A 12,862-nucleotide genomic window follows, 5' to 3' on the forward strand; every position below is an offset into this window, starting at 1 on the left:
CGTCCCCGTTCGCACCCGCACGCTCCGGGTGCCGCCGATCACTCTAGCGATCGGCGCCGACAGGCCCAAGCTCGGGTTGCACGTGCAATGCGGGTCACACGGTTACGAGTTGGACGCCGCCACCGCCGCCGATGGCCGGATCGGGATCCTGTTCACGGGCCGTCCCGTCGCCGCGCGGACCGCCGACGCGATCGCCGCCGGGGTGGTCACCACCGGTACCGCGCTCGCCGCCTTCGCGCCGAACGGGGCCACCACGTCACGCTCCTCCACCAGCCGCACGATGCGCACCGCCGGGGCGTCGAGGGAGGTCGGCAGGGCGTAGCCGGTCAGGTCGGGGTGGCGGACCAAGCCCGCGACCGAGCGGAGGTTCTCCGTCAGTGCCGCGCCCACGCCCTGGGTGACGCCCGCTTCGATACGGGCCTCCAGCTGGCGGGGGTTGAGGATGCGGCCCACGTCCTGGGCGACCGCGAGTTCCACGACGCGTACCGAGCCCAGCTCGATGTCGACGTCGACCACCGCGCGGATCGCGCAGAAGGCGAGGCCGACGAACGCGTCGCCCTGGCCGTCCGCGTCCAGCGGCTCCGTCGGATGGGGGCGGCACTGGGCCGTCGCCCAGAGCTCCTTGCCCTCGATCGCCTCCGCGACCGTCGTCGAGAAGGCTCCGTCGTACGACGTGATCCGGCCGTCCTGGATCTGCAGGAGTTCCGTGGACATGCCCAGCTTGTGGGCCATCGGCTGGAGGAGCTGGGTGCGGACCATCTTGGCCGCGCGCTCGACCGCGCCGCCCGAGACCCAGGTGTGGCGGCCGTGCGCCGACGGGCCCGCCGACGGCTGGTCGGTGTCGACGGGGGCCATCGCCACCTCATCCACGCCGAGGACCTCCTGGACGATCTGCCGGGCGAGGGTCGCGAAGCCCTGCCCGGTGTCGACGGCCGCACAGATGACGGTGGCCGTACCGCCGACCACCTTCACGGTGGCCGTAGAGACCTCGTCCGCGCCCTCGGCTCCGAGCATGTGGACCATGCCCACGCCGTAGCCGACCCCGCGTCGCACCGCGCCCGGCTCGCCCGCGCCCTCGGGACCGCCGGGCAGCAGCCACTCCTCCTCCGGAGTGTCCTTCGGGAGGGAGGGCAGCGGGAAGTCACGGACGGAACGGAGGAGTTCGGCGACCGGGGCCGGGCAGGTGACCGTCTGGCCGGTGGGGAGCAGGTCGCCGGTGGCGAGGGCGTTGCGCATCCGCACTTCCGCGCCGTCGATGCCGAGGGCGGCCGCGAGCTTGTCCATCTGGCCCTCGTAGGCCGCGCAGACCTGCATGGCGCCTTCGCCGCGCACGTGGCCGGACGGGGGGTTGTTGGTGCGGACCGCCCAGCCCTCCACGAAGGCGTGGGGGACGATGTACGGGCCGCACGCGAACGCCACCGCCGCCGCGAGGGATTCCGCGGAGGAGTCGGCGTAGGCGCCCGCGTCCATCAGGATCTGGGCCTCGACCTTGACCAGCCGGCCCTCCGCGTCCGCGTGGTGGCGGTAGCGCAGCAGCGTCGGGTGGCGGTGGGCGTGGCCGAGGAAGGACTCCTCGCGGGTGGCGGCCAGCTTCACCGGGCAGCCGGTGCGCAGGGCGAGCAGCCCGAGCGGGAGCTGGAACGCGGGGTCCTCGCGGTCTGCCGTCGCGCCCGGCACCCCGGTGACGACGACGCGAACGCGGTCCGGGTCGAGGCCGAAGCAGGCGGCGGCGAGGTCGCGGTCGGTGTGCGGGTCGGTGGAAGCGGTGTAGATCTCCACCCCGCCGTCGGGGCGGGGCACCGCGAGGCCGGCCTCGGCGCCGATGGGGGCGGGGTCCTGGCGGCCGATCCGGTAGAGGCCCTCGACCACCACCTCCCCCGTCGCCTCGGGGTCGCCGTAGCGCAGCGGGATGTGCCGGATCAGGTTGCCGTCCGGGTGCAGCGGGACGGCTCCGAAGGACTGCTCGGGGTCCGTGACGGCGTCCAGCAGCTCGTACTCGACGGTGATGGCGGCGGCCGCGAGGCGTGCGGTGTCGGGGTGGTCGGCGGCGACGGCGGCGATGGGCTCGCCGTGGTGGCGGACCACGTCGTGGGCGAACACCGGCCGGTCGGCGATCCGGCGGCCGTGCGTGGTCGCGCCGGGAACGTCGGCGTGGGTGATCACGGCACGGACGCCGGGCATCTCGGCCGCGGCCGAGGTGTCGATGGACAGGATGCGGGCGTGGGCGTGCGGGGACCGCAGCACGGCCGCCCACAGCAGACCCTCGGCCCACAGGTCCGCGGCGTACGGGAAGGTGCCCTCGGTCTTGGCACGGACGTCCGCCGAGGGGACGGAAGCGCCGATTCCGCGCACGCGCGGCGATGTCGGCTCACCTTCCGCCGCGGCACCGACCGTGGTGACGGCGGTCGTCGCCGTGGCCGCGTCCTGCCCGCTCACGCCATGCCTCCGTTGTGGTGGATCCCGTGGATGCCCTGGATGCCCTGGCCGCCGTGGGTGTCGTGGCCGCCCTGGACGTGCTGCCCGCCGTGGTGGGGGTCGTGGACGCCGTGGTGGGGGTCAAGCCCGACCTGGTGGGGGTCGTGGACGCCGTGCTGCTGGGGGTCGTGGAGGCCGGGGAGGCCCTGGCCGCCGCCGTAGGTGTCGTGGACGCCGGGGAAGACCTGGTCCCCGCCCAGCGTGTCGTGACCGCCATGGAGGACCTGCTCCCCGCCCAGCGTGTCGTGACCGCCGTGCATGGCCTGGCCGCCGCCCATGGTGTCGTGACCGCCGTGCATGGCCTGGCCGCCGCCCATGGTGTCGTGACCGCCGTGCATGACCTGGCCGCCGCCCATGGTGTCGTGGACGCCGGGGAAGGCCTGGCCGCCGCCCAGCGTGTCGTGACCGCCGTGGGCTCCGTACGCTCCGGGGCCGCCGTGGACGCCGCCCTCGCCGGGCGGTGCCTGGTGCGGGATGCGCGGTTCGGCCGCGGCGGGGTCCCCGGGGGCGGGCGCCGCCGCGGCCTCGGCCGCCGTCGCCTCGCGCTCCGCGACGACCTCGCGGACCGCCTCGACGACGCCCTTGTAGCCGGAGCAACGGCAGAGGTTGCCGCACAGCGCCTGCCGGGTCTCCAGGTCGCTGGGGGCATGGTTGCCCTCCAGCAGGTCGTGGATGGTCATGGCCATGCCCGGTACGCAGAAGCCGCACTGCACCCCGCCCGACCTGCACAACGCCTCTTGCACGTCAGACAGTTGCCCGCCGGTCGCGAGACCCTCCACGGTGCGGACCTCGCTGCCCGCCGCCGTCGCCGCGGGGACGAGGCAGGAGGCGACGAGCCGTCCGTCGACCTGCACGGCGCAGGCTCCGCACTCGCCCTGCGAACAGCCGTCCTTGGCGCCGGCCAGGCCGAGGCGCTCGCGCAGCACGTACAGGAGCGATTCGCCGATCCAGGCGCCGGTGACGGGCCGGTCGGCGCCGTTGACGCGCAGGACGTAGGAAGCCGCCGGGTGCTCGTGATGGGCGACGGCGGGAAGTCCCTCTTCCTCGTACGTCGCCTCCTGCACCGGCACCCCTTCGCCGCCACCCTCGCCCGGGGGTGTCACAGCGCTGTCGGCAGTGTCCTCACCCGGCACGCCCGCGGCCCCCGCTTCGGCGACGGGAACGGGAACGGAATCAGCAGCGGCAGCAGCATCGGAATCGGAATCGGCAGCATGCTCGGGAACCGCGGCCGGTGCCGCCTCCGCGAAGCCTCGCCCCTGCTCCTGCTCCCGCTCCGGTTCCCGCCCGTGCCCGTACCCGTGCCCGAGTTCCTGCCCGAGCCCCTCCTCGTGCCGCCCCACCGGCCCGGTCTCCGCCTCGGCCTCCACCGGGCGCGGCCGCTGCTCCTCGACCGGCGGCTGCGCCGGGCCGTGGGCGGCGTCGATGTCCGGGGCGGCGTGCAGCACGCCCTCCGGCTCCGGGCCGGGCCGCGCGTAGCCCTCCGGCAGCGGGGTCCCGACCCCGGGCCCGCCCAGCACCCTCGGGCCGCGTCCCAGCGCGCCGGCCCCGGGCCCCTCGCCCGGCAGCACGCCGGAGCTCATCAGCGTCTCGGCGCCGAAGGCACCGCCCGCCCCACCGGCGCCCGCGGCCGGCACCCCCGGCTGCGCCCACGGGGCCGCCGCCCCGCCGGGCAGGGTCGCCGGAGCCTGGCTCCAGTCGGCCGCCCCCACGCCCCCATCGGCCGCGAACCCGTCGGACGGGAACCCGTCGGCCCCGAACCCGTCGGCAGCGAACCCGCCGGCCGGGAACTCGCCCGTCCCCGGCAGCGGTTCACCGACCGTCGGCAGGGTCCACTGCCCGGTGGCCGCCGGCTCGTCGGGCTGGTGCACCGCGTCGGGGAACTGCCACTCGGCCGTCGCCCCCTGGTCGTGCTCCCCGCCCCCGGCCGCACCGGCCGTGCCCCCGCCGCCGCCCGCGGGCTCCCCGAAGGCCGCCGCCACCGACGGCGGCAGCGGGATGGAGGCCGGGATCGGCCCCCGCGCGGGTTCGGCCGGAGCCCGGTCCGTGCCCGCCTCGGGCCACTGCACCGGCATCGTCCAGGTGCCCGTGGCGGTGGGGTCCGTACTGGCCGAACCCAGCGGCACGATCATCGGGGGCGGCACGTACCCGTGGCCGGGCGCGGCGAGGGGTTCCCCGTTGTCGAGGGCGTCCAGCATGTCCTGCGGCAGCTTCACGAAGGCCGTGGCCTCGGAGTCGTACTCGCCGCCCTGCGGCACCGGCTCCCAGCCCCAGCCGTTGCCCGCGCCGCCCGCGTTCCCCGTCGTTCCGCTCACGTTCTCGTTCTCACTCATGAGGTCAGCGCCCTCCCCAGGGCCCTGCGCGCCAGCACGGCCACCGTCCGCCGCAGATGCAGTACTCCGGAGGACACCGGTTCCCCCTGGTCGGGCACGCAGGCGGCCGCGACGTACTCGCCGAAGGCCTCCAGCGCCTCGGGGGCCAGGCTGCGGTCCCCGTCCCAGTCGATCAGCGAGGCCACCCACTGCTCGGCCTCCAGCGGCCGCAGCGGCATCGGGGCCACCGCGCCGATGGCGCACCGCACGCCCCGGCGCGCGGGATCCAGCACCAGCCCCACGGACGCCACCGCGCGGCCCGGCCCCGTACGCCCGGTGGCCTTCAGGAAGACCTGCGGCGCGTGCAGCAGCGGAACGCGCACGAAGCCGATCAGCTCGCCCGGCCGCAGCATCTCGCGCCCGGCGAGCAGGTGGGAGACCGGGATCTCGCGCGAGCCGTCGGGGCCGACGATGACCAGGACCGCTTCCAGCGCCGCCAGCACGGGCAGGGCGTCACCGGTCGGCGCGGCCGTCGCGATGTTCCCGCCGAGGGTGCCGGCGTTGCGGATCTGCGGCGGGCCGGCGGCCCGGGCGGCGGCGGCGAGCGCGGGGATCAGAGCGGCGAAATCCGGCCGCCCCATCCGGGCGTGCGTCAGTCCGGCGCCGAGCAGCGCGTGCCCGTCCTGGTACTGCCAGCCGCGGATCTCGTTGATGCGTCCCAGGCCGACCAGCGCGGCGGGCCGCAGCAGCCCGGCGTTGACGGCGGCCATGAGGTCGGTGCCGCCCGCCACGGGCACGGCTGCGGGCATGGCGGTGAGCGCCGCCACGGCCTCGTCGAGCGAGGTCGGCAGCGTCACGGACTGCGCCGTTTGGGCCGCTTGCGGTGGTTGCGGCCCCTGAGTCGAATGCGATGCGTGCGGTGCGTGCGTGGTCAACCCAGCTGCCCCTTCCCGATGTCCCGGTCCCGGCGCTCACGCCTGTCCGCCGTACGGTACGTGCTCACCGCCGGGACGTGGCAACTCTGGCACATCTTCGGGACCGCCCCGCGCGAGGGTCTCCCCGGTACCTCCGCCGGGCCGAACCCCCCGGCGCGGCCCGTACGGCGGCCGGGTCGGGCCGCGGGGTGCCGCCCGCGGCCCGGCCGCGCACCTCGCCCGCACCCCGCCCGCACCCTGCCCGGACGCCGTCGGGCACCGCCTCGCACCACCTGTTTCCCCTACCTCCCGAACGCCCGTTTTCCCCCGTATCGCTCTGATTCGAGGCAGAGTTCCAAAGGTTTCCGAAGAGTTCCGCTTCCGGTCAACGACGGCCGGGCGGGCGCCACGCCCCCCGGGTCACACGATCGGGGGCGCGCCCTCCAGCGGACGTCCCGGCACCCCCGGCCGACGCTGCCACGGCAACGGTCCCGCCGGTGGCCGGTAGTCGACGCCGAGGGCGTCGAGCCGCGCGTAGTGCGCCGTCATCCGGGCCTCGAAGCCCTCGTAGTCCCTGGATTCCGGTTCCGGCAGCCGGGACCACACCGCCTCCGCGAAGGCGGCCAGCCGCGGGAACACCTGGTAGTCGACGCGGGACTGGTTCTCCATCACCTCGGTCCACACGTTGGCCTGCGCCCCCAGCACGTGGGCGGCGGCCTCCGCGGAGAGCTCGGGCGCCACCGGCTCGAAGCGGTAGACGTCCTCCAGCGAGCGCACGTACCCGATGGGCATCGGCTCGTCCGGGCCGTCCGCCTGACGGTGGTCCAGGTACACGCGCTGCTCGGGGCACATCACCACGTCGTGTCCGGCCTCGGCCGCGGCGATCCCGCCCCCGTAGCCGCGCCAGGAGGAGACGACGGCGCCGTCCGCCAGCCCGCCCTCCAGGATCTCGTCCCAGCCGACGAGCCGGCGCCCGCGCGCGGCGAGCCAGCCGTCGAAGTGCCGGATGAACCAGGCCTGGAGGCCGTCCTCGCCGTCCACCCCCAGTTCCCCGATCCGCTGCTGGGCCGCCGCGGAGGCGCGCCACTGCACCTTGGGGCACTCGTCGCCGCCCACGTGGACGAAGGGCGAGACCTCCACCGGGAACAGCTCCAGGACCTCCTCGAACACTCCCTCGTAGAAGCGCAGTACGTCCTCGGTGGGGGCGAGCACGTTCTCGTTGACGCCCCAGTCGTCCCACACGCCGAGCGCTGCGGTGTCCACGACGTCACGGTTGCCGAGCTCGGGGTAGGCGGCGATCGCGGCCTGCGCATGTCCCGGGATGTCGATTTCGGGGACCACCCGCACGTGCCGTTCGGCCGCGTACGCGACGATCTCGCGGACGTCGTCCCGGGTGTAGAAACCGCCGTGCGGGGTCTCGTTCCACAGCGGTGAGGCCCGGTGCCCCCAGCGGCTGCGCGGGCGCCAGGCGCCCACCTCGGTGAGCCTCGGGTACCGCGCGATCTCGATCCGCCAGCCCTGGTCGTCCGTCAGGTGCAGGTGGAGCACGTTCAGCTTGTGGGCGACGAGGAGGTCGATGTACCGCAGCACCCCGTCCTTGGGCGTGAAGTGCCGGGCGACGTCGAGCAGCATGCCGCGCCAGCCGAAGCGGGGGGCGTCGGCGACGGTGACGTACGGCAGGCTCCAGCCGGGCCGGCCGCGGGGCCCGGCCAGCGGCGCCGCCCTGCGGTACGCGGCGGGCCCGAGCAGCTGACGCAGCGTCTGCGCCCCCCAGAACAGCCCGGCGGCGGAGGCGCCCGTCAGCTCCACCCCGTCCGCGGCCACGGTCAAACGGTAGGACTCCGGCCCGTCGGCCTCCGCGCGCCCGGGGTCGACGGCCAGGCGTACGTCGCCACGCGCGCCGGGCCCCGCGGCCGGCAGCTCCCACCCGGTGGCGGCGCCGAGCTCGCGGCGCAGCCAGCGCGCGACCCCCTCGGCGCCGGGTCCGGCGGCGAGCACCGGCTGCGGGCCGAACGCGTAGCGCCGGCCCTCCTGGTCCACGGCGGCGTCCTGCGGTACGGGGATCAGGTCCATGCGTCAGCCCTTCGCGGCAGCGAGCCTGTTGCACCCTGCGCAACGCTCGTTTCACAGAGTGCTCGTTGGGCCGACCCTAGCCCGCGCCCGGGGCACGCAAAAGGCCCCCGGGCGCGATGGCGCGCACCGAGGGCCTTCGCCTCGACGGTCGGGACTTCCGGCCCCGGGACCACCGGACCCCTGACCCGGACCCACCGGACCAGGGCCGCCGACCCGGACCGACCCACCGGACCCGGTTACTTGTCCTTGCCGCCCTTGTCCTTGTCACCGCCGGCGCCCATGGATTCGTAGATCTCCTTGCACATGGGGCACACCGGGTACTTCTTCGGATCGCGGCCCGGCACCCAGACCTTGCCGCAGAGCGCGACGACGGGGGTGCCGTCGAGCGCGCTCGCCATGATCTTGTCCTTCTGGACGTAGTGGGCGAAGCGCTCGTGGTCGCCGTCGCCGTGGGACACCTGCGGCGTCGGCTCTACGAGGGTCCCCGTACCAGTCCCGCGCTCGGGCTCAAGAGTGCTCATGAAATCCAGGGTACTGAACCCCGCCGGGGTCAGTTCAGCGACGGGTCGTCCAGATAGGTGGCGACCATCGCGAGCCCGCTGCGCTGGCGGCGCAGCACCGCCCGCCACAGCCGTTCGGGGTCGGGGAAGGAGACGTCCCCGGGCTCGGAATCCACCACGTACCAGGCGCCGTCGCCCACCTCGGCCTCCAGCTGGCCGGGGCCCCATCCGGAGTAGCCGGCGAAGATGCGCAGGCCGCCGAGGGCGGCGGCGAGGAGCTCGGGCGGGGTCTCCAGGTCCACGAGGCCGATCGCGCCGTGCACGCGGCGCCAGCCCAGCGGCCCTTCCTCACCCGGGATCACGGCGACCCCCAACGCGGAGTCCAGCGCGACGGGGCCGCCCTGGAAGACCACACCCGGGTCACCGGCCAGCGGCGCCCACGGCAGCAGGATGTCGCGGACGTCCACCGGGGTGGGCCGGTTGAGGACCACGCCGAGGGAGCCCTGCTCGTCGTGGTCGAGCAGCAGCACGACCGCGCGGTCGAAATTCGGGTCCGCGAGGGCGGGGGTGGCCACGAGCAGCCGCCCTGTGAGGGAGGACACCTCGGTCATGCGGACATGATCTCGCACAATCGCCCTCCGGGGGGAGCGGACGGCGGCAATGGATCACGCGCAGCTCAGGGCGCACGGCGGCAGAGAGGAGCGCGCGCCGCCACAGACCCCGGAACGCGACACTCCGCCACCTGTCGCACACGCAGGGTGCTGTACCGAATTCATGACAGTCCTACGGCCACGTCGGCCATACAAACAAGGGGGTAGTGACCCTTACCCTTTTCACTGATCCCCTGCCCATCCTCTCCGGAACGCGAGATCCATGACCGGCAACGATGTCCTGCTTGTCCACGGCGGAACCCCGCTTGAGGGCGAGATCCGTGTCCGCGGCGCGAAGAACCTCGTGCCGAAGGCCATGGTCGCCGCCCTGCTCGGCAGCGAGCCGAGCCGGCTGCGCAATGTTCCCGACATCCGTGACGTGCGGGTCGTGCGCGGGCTGCTCCAGCTGCACGGCGTGACCGTGCGGCCCGGCGAGGAGCCGGGCGAGCTGATCCTCGACCCGACCCACGTCGAGAGCGCCAACGTCGCCGACATCGACGCGCACGCGGGATCCTCCCGGATCCCGATCCTCTTCTGCGGCCCGCTGCTGCACCGCCTCGGCCACGCCTTCATCCCGGGCCTCGGCGGCTGCGACATCGGCGGCCGGCCGATCGACTTCCACTTCGACGTGCTCCGCCAGTTCGGCGCGACCATCGAGAAGCGCGAAGGCGGCCAGTACCTGGAGGCGCCGCAGCGCCTGCGCGGATGCAAGATCCGCCTCCCCTACCCGTCGGTCGGCTCGACCGAGCAGGTCCTGCTGACGGCCGTCCTGGCCGAGGGCGTGACCGAGCTCAGCAACGCCGCCGTCGAGCCGGAGATCGAAGACCTCATCTGCGTCCTGCAGAAGATGGGCGCGATCATCTCCGTCGACACCGACCGCACCATCCGCATCACGGGTGTGGACCGCCTGAGCGGCTACAACCACAAGGCGCTCCCGGACCGTCTGGAGGCCGCCTCCTGGGCGTCCGCGGCCCTGGCGACCGGCGGCAACATCTACGTCCGCGGGGCGCAGCAGCGCTCGATGATGACCTTCCTGAACACGTTCCGCCGGGTCGGCGGCGCGTTCGAGATCGACGACGAGGGCATCCGCTTCTGGCACCCGGGCGGCCCGCTGAAGGCCATCGCGCTGGAGACGGACGTGCACCCCGGCTTCCAGACCGACTGGCAGCAGCCGCTGGTCGTCGCCCTGACGCAGGCGTCGGGCCTGTCGATCGTCCACGAGACGGTCTACGAGTCCCGGCTCGGCTTCACCTCGGCGCTCAACCAGATGGGTGCTCACATCCAGCTGTACCGCGAGTGCCTGGGCGGCAGCGCGTGCCGGTTCGGCCAGCGCAACTTCCTGCACTCGGCCGTCGTCTCCGGCCCGACCAAGCTCCAGGGCGCCGACCTGGTCATCCCCGACCTGCGCGGCGGGTTCTCGTACCTGATCGCGGCGCTGGCGGCCGAGGGCACCTCGCGCGTGCACGGCATCGACCTGATCAACCGCGGCTACGAGAACTTCATGGAGAAGCTCGTCGAGCTCGGCGCCAAGGTCGAACTGCCGAACGGCGACCTCGTCTGAGACCGCTCCCGGTCCGGATCCTGAGACCCGATGGGGGTCCCGGTCCGGACTGATCCCTTCCGGGGCCCTGCGAGGCCCTGGAAGGGCCCGTGGGGCCCCTCCTGGGGGCCGCGCACGGGCCGGGCACGACCGAAGGGCGGCCACCCCCGTGGGGTGGCCGCCCTTCGTCGTACGTACTACTGCCGTCCCGAGGGCCTGTGCGGCCCTCGGCACAAGGGCGTACTACTTGCCCTTGGCGGCTTCCTTGAGCTTGGAGCCCGCGGAGACCTTCACGCTGTAGCCGGCCGGGATCTGGATGGGGTCGCCGGTCTGCGGGTTGCGCGCGGTGCGAGCGGCACGGTGGGTGCGCTCGAAGGTCAGGAAGCCGGGGATGGTGACCTTCTCGTCGCCCTTGGCGACGATCTCGCCGACGGTCTCGGCGAGCGCGGCCAGAACGGCGTCGGCGTCCTTGCGGGTCACCTCGGCGCGCTCGGACAGAGCGGCCACCAGCTCACTGCGGTTCATGTTGTACTCCCGTGTTCAACTTGCCTTAGAGGCGTGAGATCGAAGCCGATGCTGCCAGGGCCCTCGGACAGTCCCCGGACCCGGGTCTGAACGTCAGACCCTCTCGCCCGGTTACGCATCCTGCCCCCACCAGCGGCGGGAAAGCCAATCCGGCACCCGCCAGGGTCACACGAAAAGCGCCACAGTCACGCCGCGGTGACGCTCCGTCCGCATCGGAGGCTTCAGCGGTCCCGTGGGCCGGGTGGACCCGTCGGACCGCCGTGGATGCGGACCGCGGGCCACGCGGGCATCCCCGCAACCCTAGAGGCGCCCTGCCCGGCCCGCACCACGCGACGCGCCGGATCAGACGGACGTGGGCGCCGTCACAGGAGCGGAGGCCGCCTTGCGGACCGCGCCGGCGACCGCGCCCGCGACCTTGTCGTTGAAGACGGACGGGATGATGTAGTTGGCGTTCAGCTCGTCCTCGCCGACGACGTCGGCCAGGGCGCTCGCCGCGGCCAGCATCATGTCGGTGTTCACGGTCCTCGACTGGGCGTCGAGGAGGCCGCGGAAGACGCCCGGGAAGACCAGCACGTTGTTGATCTGGTTCGGGAAGTCGGAACGGCCGGTGGCCACCACGGCGGCGGTCTGACGGGCGATGGCCGGGTCGACCTCCGGGTCCGGGTTCGCGAGCGCGAACACGATGGCACCTTCGGCCATGGCGGCGACGTCCTCGCCGGAGAGCACGTTCGGGGCGGAGACGCCGATGAAGACGTCGGCGCCGACCACGGCCTCCTTCAGGGTGCCGGTGTACCCCTCGGGGTTGGTGTTGTCGGCGATCCAGCGCAGCGGGGAGTCGGGGGCCGCGTCGACGAGGTCGGGGCGGTCCGCGTGCACGACGCCGTGGATGTCGGCGCTGACCGCGTTCTTGACGCCGGCCGCGAGGAGCAGCTTGAGGATGGCGGTACCGGCCGCGCCGGCGCCCGACATGACCACCTTGACGTCGCCAACTGCCTTGCCCACCACGCGAAGTGCGTTGGTCAGGGCGGCGAGGACGACGATGGCGGTGCCGTGCTGGTCGTCGTGGAAGACGGGGATGTCGAGGGCCTCGCGCAGGCGGGCCTCGATCTCGAAGCAGCGCGGCGCGGAGATGTCCTCCAGGTTGATGCCGGCGAAGCCCGGGGCGATGGCCTTGACGATCGCGACGATCTCGTCGGCGTCCTGCGTGTCCAGGCAGATGGGCCAGGCGTCGATGCCGGCGAAGCGCTTGAAGAGGGCCGCCTTGCCCTCCATGACGGGCAGCGCCGCCATCGGGCCGATGTTGCCCAGGCCCAGCACGGCGGAGCCGTCGGTCACGACTGCGACGGAGTTGCGCTTGATGGTGAGGCGGCGCGCGTCCTCGGGGTTCTCGGCGATGGCCATGCACACGCGGGCGACGCCCGGGGTGTAGATCATCGAGAGGTCGTCTCGGTTGCGGATGGGGTGCTTGGACGACATCTCGATCTTGCCGCCGAGGTGCATCAGGAAGGTTCGGTCGGAGACCTTGCCCAGACTGACGCCCTCGATGCCGCGCAGCTTCTCGACGATCTCGTCGGCGTGCGCGGTGGAGGTGGCGGCGATGGTGACGTCGATACGGAGCTTCTCGTGACCGGATGCGGTCACGTCGAGGCCGGTGACCGAGCCCCCCGAAGACTCCACGGCGGTGGTGAGCTGGGAGACCGCGGTTCCGCTCGCGGGCACTTCCAGACGGACCGTCATCGAATACGAGACGCTGGGCGCCGTTGCCATGGCCGTGTTCCTCTTCTGTCCCTGATTTCGCTGTACACGGGCCCGCACACGGCAAGCGTGAACGGACCCGTTGTCCGATCGTCCCACCTACCAGCCGGTACAAGGTAAC

General features: G+C 73.5%; 9 protein-coding genes. 1 reads left to right on the forward strand and 8 read right to left on the reverse strand.

Annotated elements, in window-relative coordinates; all coding sequences use genetic code 11:
- Positions 1-102: 102 nt before the first annotated feature.
- From ACEPPI_RS17895 to ACEPPI_RS17920, 6 genes are all read right to left on the reverse strand, one after another.
- Positions 103-2,436: a xanthine dehydrogenase family protein molybdopterin-binding subunit gene (locus tag ACEPPI_RS17895; RefSeq protein WP_373916217.1), complete on the reverse strand. Its 2,334-nt coding sequence runs from the start codon at positions 2,434-2,436 to the stop codon at positions 103-105.
- Positions 2,433-4,805 carry a 2Fe-2S iron-sulfur cluster-binding protein gene (locus tag ACEPPI_RS17900; RefSeq protein WP_373916218.1) on the reverse strand — a complete coding sequence of 791 codons (2,373 nt, stop codon included), beginning with the start codon at positions 4,803-4,805 and terminating at the stop codon, positions 2,433-2,435. Before ACEPPI_RS17900 ends, ACEPPI_RS17895 begins: the two co-directional genes overlap by 4 nt.
- Positions 4,802-5,719, reverse strand: coding sequence for a xanthine dehydrogenase family protein subunit M (locus tag ACEPPI_RS17905; protein WP_371678329.1), 918 nt, complete (start codon positions 5,717-5,719; stop codon positions 4,802-4,804). Before ACEPPI_RS17905 ends, ACEPPI_RS17900 begins: the two co-directional genes overlap by 4 nt.
- Positions 5,720-6,118: 399 nt before the next feature.
- Positions 6,119-7,771 (reverse strand): beta-N-acetylhexosaminidase, encoded by a 1,653-nt coding sequence (locus tag ACEPPI_RS17910; RefSeq protein WP_373916219.1) that lies wholly within the window; start codon positions 7,769-7,771, stop codon positions 6,119-6,121.
- Between the two features lie 236 nt (positions 7,772-8,007).
- On the reverse strand, positions 8,008-8,292 hold the full coding sequence (locus ACEPPI_RS17915) for a DUF3039 domain-containing protein (protein WP_007264396.1): 285 nt from the start codon (positions 8,290-8,292) through the stop codon (positions 8,008-8,010).
- 29 nt (positions 8,293-8,321) lie between these two features.
- Positions 8,322-8,882 (reverse strand): YqgE/AlgH family protein, encoded by a 561-nt coding sequence (locus tag ACEPPI_RS17920; RefSeq protein WP_373916220.1) that lies wholly within the window; start codon positions 8,880-8,882, stop codon positions 8,322-8,324.
- Positions 8,883-9,144: 262 nt separating this feature from the next.
- On the opposite strand from ACEPPI_RS17920, the gene murA reads away from it, so the two are divergent.
- Positions 9,145-10,482 carry a UDP-N-acetylglucosamine 1-carboxyvinyltransferase gene (murA, locus tag ACEPPI_RS17925; protein ID WP_030239179.1) on the forward strand — a complete coding sequence of 446 codons (1,338 nt, stop codon included), beginning with the start codon at positions 9,145-9,147 and terminating at the stop codon, positions 10,480-10,482.
- Between the two features lie 222 nt (positions 10,483-10,704).
- Here the strand turns inward: murA and ACEPPI_RS17930 are convergent, their stop codons facing one another.
- Together ACEPPI_RS17930 and ACEPPI_RS17935 are read right to left on the reverse strand one after the other, a co-directional pair.
- Complete coding sequence (locus tag ACEPPI_RS17930; RefSeq protein ID WP_007264399.1) at positions 10,705-10,986, reverse strand: HU family DNA-binding protein; 282 nt, start codon at positions 10,984-10,986, stop codon at positions 10,705-10,707.
- Positions 10,987-11,328: 342 nt separating this feature from the next.
- Positions 11,329-12,753, reverse strand: a complete 1,425-nt coding sequence (locus ACEPPI_RS17935) for an NAD-dependent malic enzyme (protein ID WP_373916221.1) — start codon at positions 12,751-12,753, stop codon at positions 11,329-11,331.
- Positions 12,754-12,862 lie beyond the last annotated feature (109 nt).

The organism is Streptomyces sp. AB3(2024) (genome assembly GCF_041862025.1).
Classification (GTDB): domain Bacteria; phylum Actinomycetota; class Actinomycetes; order Streptomycetales; family Streptomycetaceae; genus Streptomyces.

Coding starts and splice junctions, on each gene's coding strand:
- ACEPPI_RS17900 (WP_373916218.1), bottom strand. CDS start 4,805: ATGAGTGAGAACGAGAACGTGAGCGGAACGACGGGGAACGCGGGCGGC.
- ACEPPI_RS17935 (WP_373916221.1), bottom strand. CDS start 12,753: ATGGCAACGGCGCCCAGCGTCTCGTATTCGATGACGGTCCGTCTGGAA.
- ACEPPI_RS17930 (WP_007264399.1), bottom strand. CDS start 10,986: ATGAACCGCAGTGAGCTGGTGGCCGCTCTGTCCGAGCGCGCCGAGGTG.
- ACEPPI_RS17915 (WP_007264396.1), bottom strand. CDS start 8,292: ATGAGCACTCTTGAGCCCGAGCGCGGGACTGGTACGGGGACCCTCGTA.
- murA (WP_030239179.1), top strand. CDS start 9,145: ATGACCGGCAACGATGTCCTGCTTGTCCACGGCGGAACCCCGCTTGAG.
- ACEPPI_RS17910 (WP_373916219.1), bottom strand. CDS start 7,771: ATGGACCTGATCCCCGTACCGCAGGACGCCGCCGTGGACCAGGAGGGC.
- ACEPPI_RS17920 (WP_373916220.1), bottom strand. CDS start 8,882: ATGACCGAGGTGTCCTCCCTCACAGGGCGGCTGCTCGTGGCCACCCCC.